Source organism: Streptomyces sp. NPDC001480, from assembly GCF_042894725.1.
Lineage (GTDB): Bacteria > Actinomycetota > Actinomycetes > Streptomycetales > Streptomycetaceae > Streptomyces.
Genome location: NZ_JBIAVX010000003.1, coordinates 447,622 through 467,290 on the forward strand (window position 1 = coordinate 447,622; position 19,669 = coordinate 467,290).

Annotated in this window: 18 protein-coding genes; 4 read left to right on the top strand and 14 right to left on the bottom strand. The window is 71.7% G+C overall.

The annotated features are described in order from the left end of the window. Positions 1-70: 70 nt before the first annotated feature. The 5 genes from ACFY01_RS09340 to ACFY01_RS09360 form a co-directional block, all read right to left on the bottom strand. Positions 71-1,024 carry an ROK family glucokinase gene (locus tag ACFY01_RS09340; RefSeq protein WP_361437476.1) on the bottom strand — a complete coding sequence of 318 codons (954 nt, stop codon included), beginning with the start codon at positions 1,022-1,024 and terminating at the stop codon, positions 71-73. Between the two features lie 64 nt (positions 1,025-1,088). Then, entirely contained in the window at positions 1,089-1,598 is a 510-nt protein-coding gene (locus ACFY01_RS09345) for a DUF5304 domain-containing protein (protein WP_390735067.1), read from the bottom strand. 67 nt (positions 1,599-1,665) lie between these two features. Next, positions 1,666-2,883 (bottom strand): ArsA family ATPase, encoded by a 1,218-nt coding sequence (locus ACFY01_RS09350; protein WP_390735068.1) that lies wholly within the window; start codon positions 2,881-2,883, stop codon positions 1,666-1,668. A 42-nt stretch (positions 2,884-2,925) separates the two neighbouring features. After that, complete coding sequence (locus ACFY01_RS09355; protein ID WP_390735069.1) at positions 2,926-3,369, bottom strand: SRPBCC family protein; 444 nt, start codon at positions 3,367-3,369, stop codon at positions 2,926-2,928. A 142-nt stretch (positions 3,370-3,511) separates the two neighbouring features. Further along, positions 3,512-4,309, bottom strand: a complete 798-nt coding sequence (locus ACFY01_RS09360) for a metallophosphoesterase (protein WP_390735070.1) — start codon at positions 4,307-4,309, stop codon at positions 3,512-3,514. Positions 4,310-4,607: 298 nt separating this feature from the next. Between ACFY01_RS09360 and ACFY01_RS09365 the strand changes: the two genes are divergently transcribed. Then, complete coding sequence (locus ACFY01_RS09365; RefSeq protein WP_390735071.1) at positions 4,608-6,404, top strand: AMP-dependent synthetase/ligase; 1,797 nt, start codon at positions 4,608-4,610, stop codon at positions 6,402-6,404. Positions 6,405-6,430: 26 nt separating this feature from the next. On the opposite strand, the gene ACFY01_RS09370 is transcribed toward ACFY01_RS09365, so the two are convergent. Further along, a complete protein-coding gene (locus ACFY01_RS09370) occupies positions 6,431-8,017 on the bottom strand; it encodes a GMC oxidoreductase (protein WP_390735279.1) in 1,587 nt (528 codons plus the stop codon). Positions 8,018-8,100: 83 nt separating this feature from the next. Next, positions 8,101-9,243, bottom strand: a complete 1,143-nt coding sequence (locus ACFY01_RS09375; RefSeq protein ID WP_390735072.1) for a glycosyltransferase family 4 protein — start codon at positions 9,241-9,243, stop codon at positions 8,101-8,103. A 119-nt stretch (positions 9,244-9,362) separates the two neighbouring features. On the opposite strand from ACFY01_RS09375, the gene ACFY01_RS09380 reads away from it, so the two are divergent. Then, positions 9,363-10,598, top strand: a complete 1,236-nt coding sequence (locus tag ACFY01_RS09380) for a glycosyltransferase 87 family protein (protein WP_390735073.1) — start codon at positions 9,363-9,365, stop codon at positions 10,596-10,598. Positions 10,599-10,673: 75 nt separating this feature from the next. On the opposite strand, the gene ACFY01_RS09385 is transcribed toward ACFY01_RS09380, so the two are convergent. The 6 genes from ACFY01_RS09385 to ACFY01_RS09410 all read right to left on the bottom strand — a co-directional run bounded on the left by ACFY01_RS09385 (position 10,674) and on the right by ACFY01_RS09410 (position 16,674). Further along, positions 10,674-11,864, bottom strand: coding sequence for a hypothetical protein (locus tag ACFY01_RS09385; RefSeq protein WP_390735074.1), 1,191 nt, complete (start codon positions 11,862-11,864; stop codon positions 10,674-10,676). A gap of 30 nt (positions 11,865-11,894) precedes the next feature. Then, complete coding sequence (locus tag ACFY01_RS09390; RefSeq protein WP_390735075.1) at positions 11,895-12,908, bottom strand: NlpC/P60 family protein; 1,014 nt, start codon at positions 12,906-12,908, stop codon at positions 11,895-11,897. A 224-nt stretch (positions 12,909-13,132) separates the two neighbouring features. Beyond that, positions 13,133-13,618 carry a hypothetical protein gene (locus tag ACFY01_RS09395; RefSeq protein ID WP_390735076.1) on the bottom strand — a complete coding sequence of 162 codons (486 nt, stop codon included), beginning with the start codon at positions 13,616-13,618 and terminating at the stop codon, positions 13,133-13,135. Positions 13,619-13,810: 192 nt separating this feature from the next. Next, entirely contained in the window at positions 13,811-14,845 is a 1,035-nt protein-coding gene (locus ACFY01_RS09400) for an NlpC/P60 family protein (protein ID WP_390735077.1), read from the bottom strand. A 213-nt stretch (positions 14,846-15,058) separates the two neighbouring features. Further along, positions 15,059-16,402, bottom strand: coding sequence for an NYN domain-containing protein (locus ACFY01_RS09405; protein ID WP_390735078.1), 1,344 nt, complete (start codon positions 16,400-16,402; stop codon positions 15,059-15,061). A 32-nt stretch (positions 16,403-16,434) separates the two neighbouring features. After that, positions 16,435-16,674, bottom strand: a complete 240-nt coding sequence (locus tag ACFY01_RS09410; RefSeq protein ID WP_132850853.1) for a hypothetical protein — start codon at positions 16,672-16,674, stop codon at positions 16,435-16,437. A 153-nt stretch (positions 16,675-16,827) separates the two neighbouring features. Between ACFY01_RS09410 and ACFY01_RS09415 the strand changes: the two genes are divergently transcribed. Further along, positions 16,828-17,583, top strand: a complete 756-nt coding sequence (locus ACFY01_RS09415; RefSeq protein WP_390735079.1) for a rhomboid family intramembrane serine protease — start codon at positions 16,828-16,830, stop codon at positions 17,581-17,583. Then, positions 17,580-17,861: an Lrp/AsnC ligand binding domain-containing protein gene (locus ACFY01_RS09420; RefSeq protein ID WP_361437510.1), complete on the top strand. Its 282-nt coding sequence runs from the start codon at positions 17,580-17,582 to the stop codon at positions 17,859-17,861. Before ACFY01_RS09415 ends, ACFY01_RS09420 begins: the two co-directional genes overlap by 4 nt. Positions 17,862-18,252: 391 nt before the next feature. Here ACFY01_RS09420 and ACFY01_RS09425 read toward each other — a convergent pair whose 3' ends face one another. Beyond that, positions 18,253-19,614: an aminotransferase class V-fold PLP-dependent enzyme gene (locus ACFY01_RS09425; protein ID WP_390735080.1), complete on the bottom strand. Its 1,362-nt coding sequence runs from the start codon at positions 19,612-19,614 to the stop codon at positions 18,253-18,255. Between the last annotated feature and the right edge of the window lie 55 nt (positions 19,615-19,669).

A 19,669-nucleotide genomic window follows, 5' to 3' on the forward strand; every position in this document is an offset into this window, starting at 1 on the left:
CGATCAATGTACGCCCGACGAAGAGGGGCGCGAGGTCCGTGACCCCGCGCCCCTGTGCGTCATACGTCTCTTACATGATCGGGTCGGGCTCGCGGGCCAGGTCCGCCGCGCCGACGAGGCCCGCCTTGTTGCCGAGCTGTGCGGCGATCACGTCGGCGACCGGGCGCCAGTTGCCGCCGACCAGCCAGCGCTTGTAGGACTTGCGGATCGGGTCGAGGACCAGCTCGCCCTCCTCGGAGAGGCCGCCGCCGACGATGAAGGCGGAGGGGTCGAAGAGGGAGGCGAGGTCGGCGAGGCCGGCACCGGCCCAGCGGGCCAGCTCGCGGTAGGAGTCGACGGCGACCGGGTCGCCCTGGCGGGCGGCCATGGAGATGTGCTTGCCCTCGATGCCGTCGGGGGTGCCGTCGCCGAGGGCGAGCAGGATCTCGGCGAGCTCGGGGGTGGCGTTGGCGCGCTGCTTGGCGTATCTGACGAGGGCGCGTCCGGAGGCGTACTGCTCCCAGCAGCCCTGCGAGCCGCAGCCGCACAGCAGGCCGTCGGGGACCATCCGGATGTGGCCGAACTCGGCGGCGACGCCGAAGTGGCCGCGGCGCAGCTTGTTGCCGATGATGATGCCGCCGCCGAGGCCGGTGCCGAGCGTGATGCAGATGACGTTGCGGTGGCCCTTGCCGGCGCCGAACTTGTACTCGCCCCACGCGGCGGCGTTGGCGTCGTTCTCGACGACGACCGGGAGGCCCACGCGGGCCTCGACCTTCTCCTTCAGCGGTTCCTGGCGCCAGTCGATGTTGGGCGCGAAGTAGACCGTTGAGCGCTGGCGGTTGACGTAGCCGGCGGCGCCGATGCCCACGCCGACGATCTCGTGCCCGGCGCGGGCGCCCTCCACGGCCGAGGCGATGGCGTCCACGATGCCCTCGGGCGTACCCGGGGTCGGCACCTTGAAGGTCGAGAGGATGTTGCCTTCCTCGTCGACCACGCCGGCCGCGATCTTCGTGCCGCCGATGTCGACGCCGATGGTGAGTCCCATGAATCCCTCAGTTTCGGTCGAGCCCCGCTACCGCCAACCGTACCCGAGGCCCTGCCCTCAGCCGTCAGTCCAAGTCGATGCGCTCCCCGGGACCGGTGCCCTCACCCCGGTCGTCGCGATCGTCCCAGTCGGACCTAGGGGCGTCCTGGAGGCCGCCCGGACGGGAGGTCCAGCGCTGCTCCTGGGCCTGGACGGCCGAGCGGTAGGCGGCCAGCAGCTCGTTCCCCGCCGCCGCCAGGTGGTCGAAGACGTCCGGGTTGCGCTCTATGACGGGCTCCACGGCCGCCTTGGCCTGCTGTACGACCTGCCGGACCACCTGCTGTGCGGCCGGTCCGGCGACCGCGCCGAGCAGCGGGGACTGGATGCCGGACAGCTTGTCGGCGACCGCGTCGACGAGCCTGCGCAGTTCCTCCGCGGCCGAGCCGGGGGGCGGGCCGTGTTCGGCGCGGCGGCGGGCCTTCTCCGCCGCGAGGTCCTCGGCGCAGGCCGTGGCCCAGGCGTCGGCGTCGGTCGCCCGTACCTGGTCGGCCGCCTCCGGTTCGGAGTCGTCGGGCGTGGGGCGCTCTTCGCTCATGACGGTCTCCTGACTACGTTTCGCCCTTACGACGTTACCCGAACGGGGCTCTCCGGTTCATCGTCCGTCAGGTCCCGCGCGGCCACAGGCCCGGGTCCGGGGCGAACCGGATGCGCAGCTCGCCCTCGCGCAGGGCGGCCCCGGCGACGGTGCAGCGGCGCAGGGCGGAGGGCAGCGGGACGATCCGGCGGAACGGGCCGGCCGTGATCACGATTTCGTCCCCGCGCCGGATGAGGTCGAGTTCGTCCCGTATGGCGCCGGGCAGCGGGATGTGCCAGACCAGTACGCCGTCCTCGGCGATCCGGTCGGTGACCGGCCACTCGACCGGGGCGGGCGCCGGGTTGACGCCGGGCACGGCGAGCGCGGCGAGGTCGTCGGCGCCGCGCGGGTCGTGGCCGAGGTGGGCGACAACGTGGACGTCGTAGGACTCGCGCCACTCGGCGAGGGTCTTGCCCTGCTGGGCGGTGAGATCCCAAAGGGGCGCGAAGCTCGTTGAGGGGTGGTGGTCGGACGACGGGCGGGACAGCCAGGGGTCGTGGGCGGTCTCGGGCAGGACGCGGTTGGCGATCAGCGCCTCGGTGCGCAGCCCGCGCAGGGCGAGGCCGAGGCATGCGCCGCGTACGGCGTCGGCGGCTGCCGGGCCCGGTTCGGCGACCAGGTGGACGGCGGTGTCGCGGTCGGCGAGGACGCTTTCCACGGCGGCGAGTTCGACGTCCCAGCGGCCTGCCGTCTCGTACAGCCAGTCCGCGGGCATGGGGACCCCGGCGAGCCGGCCGAGGACGGGGCGCAGGGCGCGGGCCGCCTGCCGCTCGGGCGGGAGGAGGCGGCGCAGGTACCGGCGCAGTTCCTCCGGCAGGGAGAGCAGGGCGAGGGCCCGGGAGGCGGGCGGCAGGTCGACGACGAGCAGTTCGTACCGCTCGGAGAGGGCCGCGTCCCGCAGGGCGCGCAGGAAGGACAGTTCCTCGGCGCCGGGGAGCGGGGTGACCTCCTCGGCGTCCAGGCGGGCGGCGCCGAGCAGGTCGAGGACGTTCGCGGCGCGGCTCTGGAAGGCGGTGAGGTCGTCCCGGAAGCGCTCGGTGGCGTCCGGCCGCCAGGCGGTGAGGCGGTCGGCGGCCCGGACCGGGACCGGTCCCGTCGCCGTGCCCAGCGCCGCGCCGAGGGTGTCCGTGCGGTCGGCGCTCAGCACGAGGGTGTCGACGCCGTCGCCCGCCGCTCGCAGCGCGGTGGCCGCGGCGACGGTCGTACGTCCGCAGCCGCCCGGGCCCGTGATCAGGATGGTACGCATGGTGCCGACGCTACCTGTGCCCGGCACATGCTCCGGGCAGCGCTACTGCTCGCCCGACTCCACGCGCTTCTTCAGCCCCGCCAGCGCCCGGTCGATGATGACCTTCTCGGCCTTGCGCTTGATCATGCCGAGCATGGGGATCTTGACGTCCACGGTCAGCAGGTAGGTGACCTCGGTCGTCCCCGCGCCGGTGGGCTTCAGGATGTACGAGCCGTCGAGGGAGCGCAGCATCTGGGACTTCACCAGGGTCCAGGAGACCTCGTTCTCGCCGGTCCAGGTGTAGGCGAGGGTCTGGTCGTCCTTGATGGCGCCCGCGTCCATGACGAGCCGGACCTGCTCGGCGCGGCCCCGGTCGTCGCTCTTGAGGACCTCCGCCTCCTTCACCTCGCCGGTCCAGTCCGGGTAGCGGGCGAAGTCGGCGATCACCCCCATGACGTCGGCCGGTGCCGCCTCGATCGTGATGCTCGAGCTGGTGTGTTCCGCCATCGCCGTGGCTCCTCCAGATGCGGGCCGGTTATCGGGTGGTCGTCGTGCGTGGTCGCCGTGCGGGCGCGTCCTGCGCACTGGTGTGCAGCGGAAGGCTACCGCGCCCGCCACCAGGCGACTTCACCCAGTACCCCCCGGTCCCTCACCATTCCAGCGCCCAGGGCTTCCCGGTGCCGGCGAAGTGCCCCACGTTCACGCACTCGGTCGCCCCGATCCGCATCCGCTTCACCAGCGGCTGGTGGACGTGGCCGAAGAGGGAGTAGCGCGGTCTGGTGCGGCGGATCGCGTCCAGCAGGGCGCGGCTGCCGCGTTCGAAGCGGCGGGCGACCGTGTCGTAGACCAGCTCCGGGACCTCGGGCGGGATGTGCGTGCACAGCACGTCCACCTCGCCGACGGCCTCGATCTTCGCCGCGTACTCCTCGTCGCTGATCTCGTACGGCGTCCGCATCGGGGTGCGCAGACCGCCGCCGACGAAGCCGAAGACGCGGCCGCCGATCTCCACCCGCTCGCCGTCCAGGACGGTCGTGCCGGGGCCGGCGTACTCCCGCCACAGCGGCGGCATGTCGACATTGCCGTACGTCGCGTACGTCGGTGCCGGGAACGCGGCGAACAGCTCGGCGTACTGCTTGCGCACCGCCTTCTCGATGGCGGTGGCCCGGTCGGCGTCGATGCCCGCCCACAGCCGGGCCCCGAGCTCCCGGGCCTCCTCGAAGCGGCGGGCGGTACGCAGTTCGACGAGGCGGTCGGCGTTCTCCTCGCCGAACAGGTCGGGGAAGATGCCGCGCGAGTGGTCGGCGTAGTCGAGGAAGAGGACGAGGTCGCCGAGACAGATCAGCGCGTCGGCTCCCTCCCCGGCTCGGGCCAGGTCACGGGCATTGCCGTGCACATCACTGACCACGTGGACGCGGGTCCTGGGCCTGCCGGCCGATGAGGGTGCCATGGCGATCAAGCGTAGGTCGCGCGGTGCACTTGTGAACAGTGGCGTCCGGGACTGCGGTTACTGGCTGGTCATTAAACGGGTGGACTACTGTGCACCAAGGAAACACCAACCTGTGTGACGCAGCGAACATCTCGTCGGGACCCCCTGTCGAAGAAGCCATACCGGCGGGTAACGTCCGGGCAGTCCAGTCGTGCTCTGGATTTCAACAGCTGAATCCGCGAGCACTTGCCCGAGCCTTGGACCACACCGTCGCATCACACAACGTCGTGGCGCCGGCGCCCTATGAGGAGCAGCAGTCTTGCGCGAGTTCAGCCTTCCGGCTTTGTACGAGGTCCCTGCGGACGGAAACCTGACCGACATCGTCCGCAGAAACGCCGCGCAGCATCCCGACGTCGCCGTCATCGCCCGCAAGGTGGGCGGTGCGTGGCAGGACGTGACGGCCACGGCCTTCCTGGCCGAGGTGCAGGCCGCCGCGAAGGGTCTGATCGCCTCCGGCGTCCAGCCGGGCGACCGGGTGGGCCTGATGTCCCGGACCCGCTACGAGTGGACGCTGCTGGACTTCGCGATCTGGAGCGCCGGCGCGATCACCGTGCCGGTGTACGAGACCAGCTCGCCGGAGCAGGTGCAGTGGATCCTCTCCGACTCGGGCGCCACCGCCTGCATCGTGGAGCAGGCGGGCCACGCCGCCGCCGTGGAGTCGGTGCGCGAGTCGCTGCCCGCGCTCAAGCAGGTCTGGCAGATCGACGCCGGGGGCGTGGAGGAGCTGGGCAGGCTGGGGCACGACGTCGCCGACGCGACCGTCGAGGAGCGCAGCTCGCTGGCGAAGGCCGACGACCCGGCGACGATCGTCTACACCTCGGGCACGACGGGCCGCCCCAAGGGCTGCGTCCTCACCCACCGCAGCTTCTTCGCCGAGTGCGGGAACATCGTGGAGCGGCTGCGCCCGCTGTTCCGCACCGGTGAGTGTTCCGTCCTGCTGTTCCTGCCGCTCGCGCACGTCTTCGGACGCCTGGTGCAGATCGCCCCGATGATGGCGCCGATCAAGCTGGGCAACGTCCCGGACATCAAGAACCTCACCGACGAACTGGCCGCGTACCGGCCGACCCTGATCCTGGGTGTACCGCGCGTCTTCGAGAAGGTCTACAACACCGCGCGGGCCAAGGCGCAGGCGGACGGCAAGGGCGCGATCTTCGACAAGGCGGCCGACACGGCCATCGAGTACAGCAAGGCCCTGGGCACGCCGTCCGGCCCGTCCGTCGGTCTGAGGATCAAGCACAAGGTCTTCGACAAGCTGGTCTACAGCAAGCTGCGCGCGGTGCTCGGCGGGCGCGGCGAGTATGCCATCTCCGGTGGCGCCCCGCTGGGCGAGCGGCTCGGCCACTTCTTCCGCGGCATCGGCTTCACGGTCCTGGAGGGCTACGGCCTGACCGAGTCCTGCGCGGCCACCGCCTTCAACCCCTGGGACCGGCAGAAGATCGGCACGGTCGGCCAGCCACTGCCGGGCTCCGTGGTCCGCATCGCCGACGACGGCGAGGTGCTGCTGCACGGCGAGCACCTGTTCAAGGGCTACTGGAACAACGAGGCCGCGACCGCCGAGGCGCTGGCCGACGGCTGGTTCCACACCGGTGACATCGGCACCCTCGACGAGGACGGCTATCTGAAGATCACCGGCCGCAAGAAGGAGATCATCGTCACCGCGGGCGGCAAGAACGTCGCCCCGGCGGTGATAGAGGACCGCATCCGGGCGCACGCGCTGGTCGCGGAGTGCATGGTGGTGGGCGACGGGCGGCCGTTCGTCGGCGCGCTGGTCACCATCGACGAGGAGTTCCTGGGCCGTTGGTGCGCCGAGCACGGCAAGCCGGCGGGCTCCACCGCGGCGTCGCTGCGCGAGGACCCGGATCTGCTGGCGGCGATCCAGGACGCGGTCGACGACGGCAACGCCGCGGTGTCGAAGGCGGAATCGGTGCGGAAGTTCCGCATTCTGTCCTCCCAGTTCACGGAGGAGACGGGCCATCTCACGCCGTCCCTGAAGCTCAAGCGGGGCGTGGTGGCGAAGGACTACGCGGCCGAGATCGAGGCGATCTACGCGAAGTAGTCACCTCCTGCCTGCGGCGCGACGGTTCATGGCGCGGTGTCCTCGGCGAGGACCCGCGCCATCGTGCGTTCGGCGAGCGCGGTGATCGTCACGAACGGGTTGACGCCGATCGAGCCGGGCACGAGCGAGCCGTCGGTGATGTACAGCTTCGGATACCCCTTGACCCTCCCGTAGTCGTCGGTGGCCTTGCCGAGGACGCAGCCGCCCAGCGGGTGGTAGGTGAAGTCGTCGGCGAAGACCTTGCTGTTCGAGCCGAACAGGTCGTACCGGTAGATGGTGGCGTTGGCCGAGTTGATCCGGTCGAACAGCTTCTTGGCCATGGCGACCGACACCGCGCTCTGGGCCGCCGTCCAGCCCAGCTTCACCGCCCCTGACGAGGCGTCGTACGTGAATCTCGCCCGCTGGGGGTTCTTGGTGATCGCGAGGTACAGGCTGACCCAGTGCTCGAAGCCCATGGGCAGCGGGGCGATCTCGGCGAAGACCGGGTTGTCGGCGTTGGCCCAGTCGTCGATGCCCATCACGGGCATGGTGGCCTGGTTGGCGCCGACGGTGTCCCAGATGTGGTTGGCGCGGCCGAGCATGGTGTTGCCGTTGGTGCCCCAGCCGGCGCCGACGCTGGCGTCGAGGTCGGGCAGGGTGCCGGTGTCCCGGGCGCGGACGAGGAGTTCGCTGGTGCCGAGGCTGCCGCCGCCGAGGAAGAGGTACGTGCAGCCGTAGCTCCTGGTCTCGACGACCGTGCCGGTGTTGTCGATGCGGTCGGCGGTCAGCACGTAGGAACCGTCGCTCGCCCGGCTGACGGTCCGCACCTTCTCCAGGCTGTGGATGGTGACGTTGCCGGTGCCCAGCGCGGCGGCCAGGTAGGTCTTGTCCAGGCTGCGCTTGCCGTAGTTGTTGCCGTAGATGACCTCCCCGGCGAGCGCGGACCTGGTCGCGGTGCCGGCCGCCTCGCGCTGCATGTAGCCGAAGTCGTAGACGTTCGGCACGAAGGTGGTCTTCAGGCCGGTGGCGTCGGCGGCCTTCCGGGAGGTGCGGGCGAACTTGTACCACTCGGTCGACTCGAACCACGCGGGGTCGATGCTGTTGACGCCGAGCATGGCGCGGGCGCGCGGGAAGTACGTGCCGTACATCTCGCTCGCGTCCACGGTCGGGAACTGCTCGGTGAAGTACGACTGGAGCGGGGTGACCGCCATTCCGCCGTTGACCAGGGAGCCGCCGCCGACGCCCCGGCCGACGAAGACGGACATGGCGTCGTAGTGCACCCGGTCGAGGGCCCCGGGGTAGGGGGTGATGTCCCGGTTGACGAGGTCCAGCCACAGGAACGTGGCCAGCGGTGCCTCGGTGCGGGTGCGGAACCACATGGACCGCTGGTCGGGGGCGTTGGTGGAGCAGAACACCTTGCCGTCGGAGCCGGTGGTGTTCCACAGCCGGCCCATTTCGAGGACGACGGTACGGATGCCGGCCTGGCCGAGGCGGAGGGCGGCGACGGCACCGCCGTAGCCGGAGCCGATCACGATGGCGGGGGCGGACTCGACCGCGGCGGGCTCGACCGCGTGGGCCGACTTCAGGCCGACGCGGGTGAAGCCGAGGGTGGCCGCCGTCTGGAGGGCGGCCATACCAAGGATGTGACGTCTCGTCAGCTGACGCTGCATCAGTTTGGCTGTCATGCGCGCAGCATCGGCGGATTATCCCCCTCCGGCTAGAGCAGGGTTTTCAACTTCTCGGCCAAAAGGTCCCAGCGCCACTTCTCCTCCACCCACTGCCGCCCCCGCTCGCCCATCCGGCGGCGCAGTTCGGCGTCGCCGAGGAGGGCGGTGATCCGCTCGGCGGCCTCGTCCGGAAAGCCGCCGCGGACCACCCAGCCGGTCTCGCCGTCGAGCACCGCGTCGGGCGCGCCGCCCGAGTCGCCGGCGACGACGGGCAGCCCGGTGGCGGAGGCCTCCAGGTAGACGATGCCGAGCCCCTCGACGTCCAGGCCGCCCCGCCGGGTCCGGCAGGGCATGGCGAAGACGTCCCCGGCGCCGAAGTGCGCGGGCAGCTCGGACCAGGGCACGGGGCCGGTGAAGCGCACCGAGTCCGCCACCCCGGTCTCGTGGGCGAGGCGGTGGAGGTCCTTCTCGTAGGGCCCGCCGCCGACGATCAGCAGTACGGTGTCCGGCTCGGCCGCCAGGATCCGCGGCATGGCCCGGATCAGCGTGTCCTGGCCCTTCCTCGGCACCAGCCGGGACACGCACACCACGACCGGCCGCTCGGTCAGCCCGAGCCTCGCCCGCACCTCGGCGCCGCCCGACTCCGGGTGGAAGGTCTTCTCGTCGACGCCGGGCGGCAGCTGCACCATCCGCCCGGCCGCCTCGGGGGTCAGCGCGCCGGCGATCCGCGAGCGCGTGTACTCGCCGAGGTAGGTGATCGTGTCCGTCGACTCCCCGATCCGGCGCAGCAGCTGCCGGGCGGCGGGCAGCTGGGCCCACCCGGCCTCGTGGCCGTGGGTGGTGGCCACGATCCGCCGGGCGCCCGCCTTCCTGAGGGCCGGCGCCATCAGCCCGAGCGGGGCCGCCGCCCCGAACCACACCGAGTCGCACCCGTGCTCCCTGAGCAGCCCGACCGCCCGGCGGGTGGCCTGCGGGGTGGGCAGCAGCATGGTGGTGCGGTCGCGTACGACGGTGAAGGGCTGCTCGGCGTCGAAGGCGGCCGTGGCCCGGGCGCCCTCCCGGCTCCGCTTCCAGGTGGAGGCGTAGACGACCAGCCGGTCCGGGTCCAGGCGCAGTGCCATGTTGTGCAGGAACGCCTGGATGCCGCCCGGCCGGGGCGGGAAGTCGTTGGTGACGATCAGGGTCTTGTGCATCGCCGCCGACCCTACCGAACCGGCCGTACCCGGCCGGGGGCGGCCGAGTCTGTGGCAGGCTCACAGGCGGGCAGGACATCATGTTCCCCTCAAACGTAAATCGAACGGCAGGGGACGGTGTGGAGAGCAAGGGCGCGGGGTGGTCCCTGGCAGGGCTGTCGGTGACCTGGGCCGCGACCCGGCTGGTGGTGCTGCTCTACGCCTTCCGGGTGCTCGTGTTCCCGGGCGCGGACGTCACGTCCGACGTGTCCGTGACCTATCGGGGCTGGTACGAGGTGCTGAGCACCGGCACCTTCCCGCTGGACGACGTGACCTGGCAGTACCCGCCCGCCGCCGCGCTGGCCATCCTCTCCCCCGCCGCCCTGCCCTTCCTCAGCTACACCCACGCCTTCTTCGTGCTGGCCTTCCTCGCCGACCTGGCCGTGCTGGGCCTGCTGCTGTACACCGGCCGCCGCCCCGGCAGGTCGCTGCGCGGCGCCTGGGTGTGGGTGGTGGGCGTCCCGCTGCTCGGCCCGACGGTGTACGCCCGCTACGACGTGATGGTGACCGCGGTCGCGGTGGCCGCGCTGCTCGCCGGTGCCCGGCACCCGCGGGTGATGGGCGCGCTGGCGGGCTTCGGGGCGATGCTCAAGGTGTGGCCGGCGCTGCTGCTGGTGGGCGCCGTACGGCGCCGGGCGTGGGGCGCGGCGGCGGTGGCCGCGTCGGGTGTCGCCGCGCTGTTCTCGGTCGCCATGCCCGGTGCCTTCGCCTTCGTCACCTTCCAGCGGGACCGGGGCACCGAGGTGGAGTCGCTGGGCGCCCTGGTCTTCCATGTGTGGCGGCACTTCGGCTGGCAGGGCGAGGTGCTGCTGAACTACGGCTCGATCGAGTTCCTCGGCCCGTACGTCGGCACGGTGAGCACCGTCGCGCTGACACTCACCGGGGTCTGCTTCGGCTGGCTGCTGCTGTGGCGGATGAACGCGGACCGGTTCCGGACCCACACGCTCGCGGACGCCGCGTTCACCGCGGTGCTGATGTTCACCGTGACGAGCCGGGTGATAAGCCCGCAGTACATGGTGTGGCTGGTCGGTCTGGCCGCGGTCTGCCTGTGCTTCCGGGCCGGCCGGATGGGCCTGCCCGTCCTGCTGGTGCTGGCAGCGACCTTCGTCACGGTCCTGGAGTTCCCGACCGGCTTCACGCACGTCGTCGCGAGCGACTGGTACGGCACCGCCCTGCTGTTCCTGCGCAACGGTCTGCTGGTCGCCGCCTCGGTCAGCGCGGCCCGCCGCCTGTGGCGCTCCACCGTCACCCCGGTCCCCCTGCCCGCACTGCCGAGCCAGAGCACTCCGTCGACGGAGACCCAGGTGTCCTCCTGACCCCGGCCCGCGCGAACAGCACCGCGACGGCCGCGCCGAGCGCGAGTGGCTGCGCGAGGCCATCGGGCTGCTCACTCAGCCGAGTTGAGCACGCACGTACTCCTGCCACTGCTCGGTGAACGTCTCCGGGTTCGTCCCGAGCACCTTCTTCAGCGCGTCCTCGACCGCTCCCGCCCGCTTCCCGTGCGCGCCGACGGCCCGGTAGAACTCGCCGAGCCGGACCTCGCCCCAGTGGTCGGCGATCATCCGGCAGGCCATCCAGCCGCCCTCGTAGGCCCGGGCGAGGTCGACGGCGTCCGTGCTGAAGCCGAAGTCCTTGTCGACCGGCAGGCTCTCCGGGACGTGGCCGTCCTGGACCGCCCGCGCCAGCTCCGGCGCGGCCTCGGCCGCCGTACGGCCCGTGCCGAGGTAGCCGATCCAGTCGGCGTAGCCCTCGGAGAGCCACAGCGGGGTGGCGGCGTCGGTGTGGGCGCGGGTGGCCACATGAGTGGTCTCGTGGGTGAGCACGACCTGCTTGCCGACGTCGCCGAGGACGGCGTACGCCTCCGGGTTGACGATGACCCGGTCGGCGGGGGCCCGGTCCGACCCGCCCGCCTCGCCCGTGGTGACCGCGGCGATGCCCCGGTAGGAGGAGGCGGGCGAGCCGAGCAGGCCCGCCATGTCCTTCAGGGAGTCCGGTACGAGCACCACGACGCGCCGGGACCAGTCCGTGCCCCACGCCTGCGACACCGCCGGGACGGCGCGGTCGGCGAGCCGGGCGAAGCCGCGCAGCTCGTCGCCGGACCGCCCCACCCCGAGCACCAGGCTGTGCGCACCCCGCGCGGCCGCCACCCTGCCCTGGTCCCACAGCTGCTGCCCGGACTTCCTGGCGGGCCGGTCGGCGGCGACGTACCAGTGCCCGTCGGCGGTGCGCGCGAGCGTGAGGGTGCGGGCGGCGGTGACGGGCGCCTTGTCGTAGCCCCGCACCCGGTAGCGCAGTTCGGCGTCGGCGGTGGCGGTGGCGCCGCCGCGGTGCAGGCCGGTCAGCCGGTAGGTCCAGGACGCCAGCGGCACCGCGCGCAGCCGCTCGTACTGCGCGGGGCTGCCGGTCCTGTCGTACGCCGCCTCGTCGTGGTGGAGCAGGGCCGCCGCCCGGCGGTCGAGCACCTGCTGCACCTCGGCCTTCGCCGAGTCGGTGGCGGACGGCCCGCCGCACCCGGCCAGGGAGGCGAGCAGCAGACAGAGCCCCGTCACCGAGGTACGCCACGCCCGTCTGCGACCAGCCATTTTTCGATCGTACGGCCCGGCGCGGAAAAGTCAGGGCCGGGTGACCGAGGAGATCGGCATCATCCCGACCGGGTCGTAGCGGACCGGAGCGCCGGGATAGGGCGCGTGGATCACCTGGCCGTTGCCCGCGTACATGGCGACATGGCCGGCGTCGGACCGGTAGACGACGAGGTCACCGGGCCGCGCCTGGGAGAGCGGGATCTGCCGGCCGGCGTACCGCTGTTCCTGCGAGGTGCGCGGCAGCTGGACGCCCGCCTGCGCGTACGACCACTGCGTCAGGCCCGAACAGTCGAAGCCCGAGGGGCCGTTGGCGCCCCAGACATAGGGACGGCCGAGGGCGGAGCGGGCGGCGGCGAGGGCCGCGGCGGCGCGTGCGTTCGGGGCGGTGGCGCCGGAGAGGTCGGGCATGCCGGTGCGGCCGGAGCGGGAGGCCCGCTCGTAGGCGGTGCGCTGGTCGGCCGGCAGCGAGTTGAGCAGCCGCCGGGCCTTGGCGAGCTTCTTCTCCACGGTCCGCTTGTGGGAGGCGACCGCCTTGCGGCTCTTCTCCAGCTCGGCGAGCTTCCCGGCGGTCTCGGTGCGTTCCTGGGCGAGTTCGCGCATCGCGGACTGGAGTTCCTTCAGCCGGCCGGCCTGGCGGGCGCCGATCCGGTCGAGTGTGGTGGCCTTGTCGAGGTAGTCGACGGGGTCGTCGGAGAACAGCAGGGCGACGGCCGGGGCGATGCCGCCGGAGCGGTACTGGGCGCCGGCCAGTGAACCGAGCGTCTCGCGCAGGGCGTTGACGCGCTGCTGCTGCCGGGCGATCCGGTCCTGGGCCTCGCCGACCTCCTTGCGCAGGGTGTCGGCGCGCTCGTCGGCCTTGTCGTAGGCCTCGGTCGCCCGCTCGGCCTCCTGGTAGAGCCGGTCCACCTCGGCGCCGGGGTCGGCGTGCGGCGCGGCGCCCGCGGAGACGGCGCCGAGCGCGGCGGTCGCGACGGACAGCACACCGAGGGCGGTGCCGGCGCCCCGGTCGAACCCGGACGGTGCAAGGCGGCGATGGGACCCCACGGGAAGCCGCACTCCTTCCGCTGACGGATGTCTGGCAAAGCTCGCCAGACAGTAGCCGCGCGAACACGCACCGTCCAAAGCCGTCCCCGGCCCGCCACGGCCCCGCAATGCGAAACCCCGCCGCTGACGCAGGTCAACGGCGGGGCGTGGAGTCAGTCCGGGCCGCGGTGATTCGCCCGTTCGGACGGCACACCGTGTTGATGCAGGCCGGGGACCATCTGCCCCTACACCAGGTGTGGAGAACCCGTGAGCTCCCAGGGGTCGCGGGGCCCCTTGCCGTCTGCGTCGAGGTCGTAGCGCACCGTCGCGTCTCCCGTGACGAGTTGACGCATGTTGACGCTCATGTCCAAGCTCGTCTTGCAATTCAAAGCGCTGCCGTCCTCGCGGTTCATGAGCGCGGTCACATCACAGACGGCCTTGCTGTCGACATAATCGCTTCCGCCTCCCTGGGGGCGCGACTCCAGCCGGATCTCCAGGTCGAAGTTGTCGAACTTCCTGGTGCTGCCGCCACCTCCGTCCTTGAACGATCCCAGCACAACGGCGGTGTACTTCCTCATGCTGGCGCTCGGCGGGCTCGCGGGACCCTCCTGGATACAGACCTCGAGGTCGACGTCCGTGTTGAAGCCCGACGTGGAGAAAGTCTTGGACTGCCAGGCCGAGCACCTGCTGTCGTCAGCGTGTGCGGTGCCGGCGAACAGCATTCCGCTCATGCAGCAGGTCACCGCAGCAGCCGAGGTGAGGGCGAGTCTTAATCGATGCATTTCACTCCTTTGTCGCGTACCTGCCACAAAGTATTACAAACCTGATCGACTTTGCCAACTCCAGGTAAACGCGGGGGGATTGAGGAGTGACATGACTTGGCCCACCAGGCCTGCCTGGTGGGCCGAATGCGAGTGCCGTGGCTAGATACGGACGCCGAACTGGAAAGGCATGTTGTTGATCGACTCGTAACGCACGACTGCGCCCGTGTGCGGGGCATGCAGGACCTGACCGTTGCCCGCGTACAGGCCGACGTGGTGATGGTCGCTGAAAAAGATGACCAGGTCGCCGACCTTCAGGTCACTCATGCTGGAGATGACCGTGCCAGCCCCGGCCTGCGCCTCGGAGGTGCGCGGGATGGAGACGCCGGCCTGGGCGTAGGCCCAGGAGGTCAGGCCCGAGCAGTCGAAGGAGGACGGGCCGGTGGCGCCCCAGACGTAGGGCGAGCCGATCTTGCTCTGGGCGGCGGAGAACGCGGCGGCGGCGCGGCCGGAGGCGGTCGGGGTGTCGCCGAGGTCGGCGCGGTCGCCGGCGGAGCGGCTGGCGCGGTTCTGCTCGGCGTCGAGGGCCGCCTTCTCCTTGGCGGTCAGGGTGTTGAGCAGCTTCTGCGCCTCGGCGAGCTTGCCCTGGACTTCCTTCTTCTTCTTGCCCAGCTCGGTGCGGGTGGAGGCGAGGTCCTTGAGCTTCTCGGTGGCCTCGGCGCGCTCCTGGGCGAGTTCGCGCTGTTTGTCCTGGATCTTCTTCAGGGCCTCGACCTGCTGGCTGCTCAACTGGTCGAGCGTGGAGGCCTTGTCGAGGTAGTCGTCCGGGTTCGAGGACAGCAGCAGCTGGACCGAGGGGTCGATGCCGCCGGAACGGTACTGGGCGGTGGCCATCGAACCCAGGCCGTCGCGCAGCTTGTTGAGGTCCTCCTGGCCGCGGGCGACGTTGTCCTGGATGGTGGAGATCTCCTTCTGGAGCTTCTCCTGCTTCTCCTTGGCCCCGTCGTACTTCTCGCTGGCCTGCTCGGCTTCCTCGTAGAGCTTGTCGACCTTCGCCTTGACCTCGCTCTTGCTCAGCTTCGCGCTGGGCGCGGCGTTGGCGGCGTTCGCGCTGAGCGCGACGGCGGCGGCTGCCGCGGTGGTCAGCACGGTGATGCGCGTGCGACTGGGCTGCTTGGGTCGACGATGGGACGCCACGACAGGCGAACTCCTTCTCGTGAGTGATCACCCGCTCGGAGGTTCGAGGCCAGACCCTAGTGACCCTCTTGTGATCAGATCAAATCCTCACACCAAAAAACCTCGTCACGCAATGCATTCTTTGCACTCAACCCACATGGAGTGAGACCCGGTTGACGCTACGTTGCGTGACGGTTCCGTCAATTCGGGCATTAAACCTCTACGTTGCCGTTTTCAGGACAGGCGCTTGAGAAGCACCGCAGAAGCCACCGGACGCGCGCCCGCCCTGGCGACCCCGTCAGCCACCTCGCGGTCGGTCGAGGCGACGATGACCGGCCGGCCCGGCGGCTCCGCGCGCACCAGCTGGCGGATGAGCTCGTCGGCCGTGACACCCGGCTTGGAGAACAGCACGCGCACCCCGCGCGGCGGCGCGAGCAGCACCGGCGCGGCCAGTTCGGCCCCGTCGAAGACGCAGGTGACCTCGGCGCCGGTCTGGGCGGCGAGCTGGGAGAGCTGGCCGAGCAGCCGCAGCCGCTGCTTCTCCAGCGGCATCTGCGGATAGCCGGTCTTGGTGACGTTGTAGCCGTCGACCACCAAGTGCGCCTGGGGCAGGGCGAGAAGCTGGTCGAGGATGGCCGGGTCGTGCTCGGACAGCGCCCGGGCCGCGATGTCCTTCGGGGTCATCCGTCCCGGTTCGACCGCGTCCACCGTCTCCGCCGGCCGCACCGACACGGGTGGCAGGGCCAGCTCCCGGCGCAGCCCCTGGGTCGCGTCCAGAAGGGTGTCAAGGAGCAGGCGGACGCGCATGTCCTCGACACTGCGCCCCTCCCGCGCTGCCCTGCGCGTGGCCTCCAGCGCCGCCTCGGCCTCGCCGAGGCGGGCCTTGAGCCGCCGGGTCTCGCTCTCCGCGGCGGACACCTGGGCGTGCCCCTCGGCGCGCACGGCCTCCATGTCACCCTGCGTCTTGCGCAGCGCCGCCTCGCCGCGCTTGACGTCGCTGAGGGCGGCGCGGAGCTTGCGGTGAAGCGATTCGGCTTCCTTCTTGGCCGCGTCCAGCTCGACGCGCAGCCGCTCGGTCTCGGCCCGGGTCTGCTCACGGGCCCGGTCGAGCTCCTCGCGCAGCCGCTCCAGTTCGGCGCGGCTCTCCTCGTCGGCGCGTTCGGCGTCCGCCCGCTGGGCCTCCTCGCCGGCCGCGGTCACCAGCTTCACCCAGCCGGTGGGCCGCAGTACGTAGGCCGCGGCCGCCACATCGAGCGGGTCCGCGGCCGGGGGCGGGGAGCCTGAGTCGAGGGCGCCGGCGATCTCCGGCTGGGCCTCTCTGAGCTTCTCGCCGATGCGCTGGCGGAACAGCGGGTCGGTCTCCAGCGCCGCCGCCATCGCGTTGCCCGCGAACTTGGCGCGACGATTCGGGGCGAAGCGGGCGTACTGCCTGAGCTGTGCGGGCAGTTCGGCCACCGTCAGCCCACCGAAGCCGTCCGAGACGATCTGCACGACCCGCCGCCGCACGCCGTCGGGCAGCGGACGGTCAAGCACCTCGGCGGTGCCGTCGCCCGGCCCCCCGCCTGTGGTCTCCACCATCCGTCACCCCACTACGTGCGCGACCGCTCCGTTCAGGAGTCGGCGCCCGGCCTGTCCACGAGTTCCACCTGGTCCACCGCGTTGCACCAGCGGCAGCGCACCGACTCGATGGTCTCACTGACCACCTCGCGCTCCTCGACCTTGGGCTCACCGGCGAGGTCGAGGTGGATGTACTCGACGACCTTCGACGAGCGGGTCACGTCGAAGCGGGTGAGGTTGCCGCAGAGCGTGCAGCGCCACCGAGTCTGGTCGGTCGGCAGGGGAACCGGCATCGTGACTGTTCGCTTCCTTCTAGTGTCCGTGACGCGCCCTCCGCGACGCGTGTGGCTCGTAACCCTACGGCCTGGCGGGTACTCGCCGCCCGTCCGTCCACGGCGGCGAGGCGGTCTGTTCCCTTGCGTCCCGTTACGTCATGCTCTGTGTTCGTGATCAGCAACTGGAGCGCGGCGGCCGGCGGGACCCTGAAGCGGGTCCGGCGCTCGCCGGCGCCGATGACGCACGCCCTGATCGTCCTGTGCTGCCTGCTCTTCCTGATCGGGCCGGCGGCCGGGCTGAATCCGGCGTACGGCTACGGCGACGGACTGCTCGCCGCCCAGCGGGCCTACTTCCGGCACTGGGGCGTGATCCCCGCCGAGCTCTTCGGCGGCCCGGCCCGGGCGGTCCTCACCCCGGCCACGGCACTGTTCGTGCACGGCAGCTGGGTGCATCTGCTGGGCAACATGCTCTTCCTCTACGTCTTCGGGGCGATGACCGAGGAACGGATGGGCCGCGTGCGGTTCACCCTCTTCTACCTCGGCTGCGGCTACCTGGCGCTGCTCGGCTACGCCGCCGCCAACGCCACCTCCGAACAGTCCCTGGTCGGGGCCTCGGGGGCGATCTCGGCGGTGCTCGGCGCGTTCCTCTACCTGTTCCCCGGTGCCCGCGTCACCAGTCTCCTCCCCTTTCTGTTCTTTCTCCCGCTGCGCTTCCCCGCCTGGGTCGTCCTGCCCTTCTGGGCGGCCCTGCAATGGCTGGCGGCGCGCCGGGCCGCCCAGGGCCCGGGCGTGGCGTACCTGGCCCACCTGGTGGGCTTCGGGCTGGGCTTCGTCTTCGCGTGGGTGCTGTTCGGGCGGGCCACCAGGGCCTGCCCTAAAGTTGAGCCCGCCCCAGCTCCGGCCCCCGAGGGAGAGAACCAGCCGTGATCACCGCGATCGTGCTCATCAAGACCAGCGTGGACCGGATCCCCGAGATCGCGGAGCAGATCGCCGCGCTGGACAGCGTCAGCGAGGTCTTCTCCGTCACCGGCACGTACGACCTGATCGCCATGGTCCGGGTACGGCAGCACGAGAACCTGGCGGACGTCATCCCCGGCAAGATCAGCAAGATCCCCGGCGTCGAGGGCACCGACACCCACGTGGCGTTCCGCACCTACTCCCAGCACGACCTCGAGGCGGCCTTCGCGATCGGGCTGGACAACTAGGGCCTGTCCGGCGGGCCAGGTCGCGGGAAAGGGACGGTGCCCCGTCGGCGCCGGTGAGCGGGGCCGTCCAGGCCGAACGCCCGCACGCCGTCGTCGCCGCGCACATGGCGGTGCCGCCGGACACCGCCGCCCGGAGGAGGCCGCCCGGGGCCGGGTCGTACGACCACGCCTTGGTGCCGTCGACGGCCGGACCGCGAACCGGGCCCTCTTCTTCCACAGCCGCCTGCCGTCCCGGGCACTGAAGCCGCTCCGGCCGCCGGCGGGGACTGCCCACCACCGGGCGCCGTGCGGGCAGCAACCCGTGCGGACCACGCCGCCCGCGACGAGCGGGGCGGCGTTTCTGGGGCCGGCCGGCGTGCTCGTCCGCGGGTGCGGAGCCGGCCCGCGGTGGTCAGACGGCGGGGACGCAGCGGCCGTTCTCGGTGCGGTAGTTCCACTTCGCGCCGGTGCGTACGAGCTCGCGGACCGCGTCGACGAACCGGTCCACGTGCTCGTCCGGCGTGCCCGCGCCGAAGCTGACGCGGATGGCGTTGAGGGACTTCTCGCCGGGCGCGGCCTCGGGGGCGCCGCACTCGCCCTGGGTCTGCGGGTCGCTGCCGAGCAGGGTGCGCAGGAGCGGGTGGGCGCAGAACAGGCCGTCGCGGACGCCGATGCCGTACTCGGCGGAGAGGGCGGCGGCGAAGTGCGAGCTGTTCCAGCCCTCGACGACGAAGGAGATGACGCCGACGCGCGGGGCGTCGTCGCCGAAGAGTGAGAGGACCCGGACCTCGGGGACCTCGGCGAGGCCCGCGCGGACCTTCCCGATCAGGTACTCCTCCCGGGCGACCAGGGTGTCGAAGCCCGCCTCGGTGAGCGCCTTGCAGGCCGAGGCGATGGAGTAGGCGCCGATGACGTTCGGGGAGCCGGCCTCGTGGCGGGCGGCGCTGTCGTGCCACTCCACGTCCACTCCCCCGTCCGTGCGCCGGCTGACCTTGCGGCTGGCGCCGCCGCCCGCGAGGTACGGCTCGGCGGCCCGGAGCCAGTCGGCGCGGCCGGCGAGGACGCCGGAGCCGAAGGGGGCGTACAGCTTGTGGCCGGAGAAGGCGACCCAGTCGACGTCGAGGTCCCGGACGGACACCGGGTGGTGCGGGGCCAGCTGGGCGGCGTCCAGGACGATCCGGGCGCCGTGCGCGTGGGCGGCGGCGGCCAGCTCGCGGACCGGCCACAGCTCGCCGGTGACGTTCGAGGCGCCGGTGACGCACACCAGGGCCGGCCCGTATGGGTCACGGTCGGCGAGGGCCCGCTCCAGCGTCTCCACGGCCTGCCGCGGGGTGCGCGGGGCGTTGAGGTAGGTGACCCGCGCGTCCTGCCAGGGCAGCAGCGAGGCGTGGTGCTCGGTCTCGAAGACGAAGACCTGGCAGTCGGCGGGGAGCGCGCGGGCGAGCAGGTTGAGGGAGTCCGTGGTGGACCGGGTGAAGACCACCTGGTCGTTCTCCCGGCAGTCGAGGAACTCGGCGACGGTCTTCCGGGCGTTCTCGAAGAGGTCGGTGGACAGCTGGGAGAGGTAGCCGGCCCCCCGGTGGACGCTGCCGTAGTACGGGGCGTACGCGGCCACGTCGTCCCAGACCCGCTGGAGCGCGGGGGCGCTGGCCGCGTAGTCGAGCGCGGCGTAGGTGACCTCGCCGCCGGTGACGAGCGGCACGGTGACGTCCCGGCCCAGGACGGGCAGCGGGGCGCAGACGGACTGGTCGGAGGCAAGGGTGGAGACGGACATGGGTGTACTCCCGTGAAAGCAGGCGGAAATCACCGACGCGAGCGAACGGGTGCTC

Bases quoted from the DNA above. Each gene is read 5' to 3' on its own strand.
- ACFY01_RS09340 (WP_361437476.1), bottom strand. From the start codon at position 1,024: ATGGGACTCACCATCGGCGTCGACATCGGCGGCACGAAGATCGCGGCC.
- ACFY01_RS09345 (WP_390735067.1), bottom strand. From the start codon at position 1,598: ATGAGCGAAGAGCGCCCCACGCCCGACGACTCCGAACCGGAGGCGGCC.
- ACFY01_RS09350 (WP_390735068.1), bottom strand. From the start codon at position 2,883: ATGCGTACCATCCTGATCACGGGCCCGGGCGGCTGCGGACGTACGACC.
- ACFY01_RS09355 (WP_390735069.1), bottom strand. From the start codon at position 3,369: ATGGCGGAACACACCAGCTCGAGCATCACGATCGAGGCGGCACCGGCC.
- ACFY01_RS09360 (WP_390735070.1), bottom strand. From the start codon at position 4,309: ATGGCACCCTCATCGGCCGGCAGGCCCAGGACCCGCGTCCACGTGGTC.
- ACFY01_RS09370 (WP_390735279.1), bottom strand. From the start codon at position 8,017: ATGGCCGCCCTCCAGACGGCGGCCACCCTCGGCTTCACCCGCGTCGGC.
- ACFY01_RS09375 (WP_390735072.1), bottom strand. From the start codon at position 9,243: ATGCACAAGACCCTGATCGTCACCAACGACTTCCCGCCCCGGCCGGGC.
- ACFY01_RS09385 (WP_390735074.1), bottom strand. From the start codon at position 11,864: ATGGCTGGTCGCAGACGGGCGTGGCGTACCTCGGTGACGGGGCTCTGT.
- ACFY01_RS09395 (WP_390735076.1), bottom strand. From the start codon at position 13,618: ATGAGCGGAATGCTGTTCGCCGGCACCGCACACGCTGACGACAGCAGG.
- ACFY01_RS09405 (WP_390735078.1), bottom strand. From the start codon at position 16,402: ATGGTGGAGACCACAGGCGGGGGGCCGGGCGACGGCACCGCCGAGGTG.
- ACFY01_RS09410 (WP_132850853.1), bottom strand. From the start codon at position 16,674: ATGCCGGTTCCCCTGCCGACCGACCAGACTCGGTGGCGCTGCACGCTC.
- ACFY01_RS09425 (WP_390735080.1), bottom strand. From the start codon at position 19,614: ATGTCCGTCTCCACCCTTGCCTCCGACCAGTCCGTCTGCGCCCCGCTG.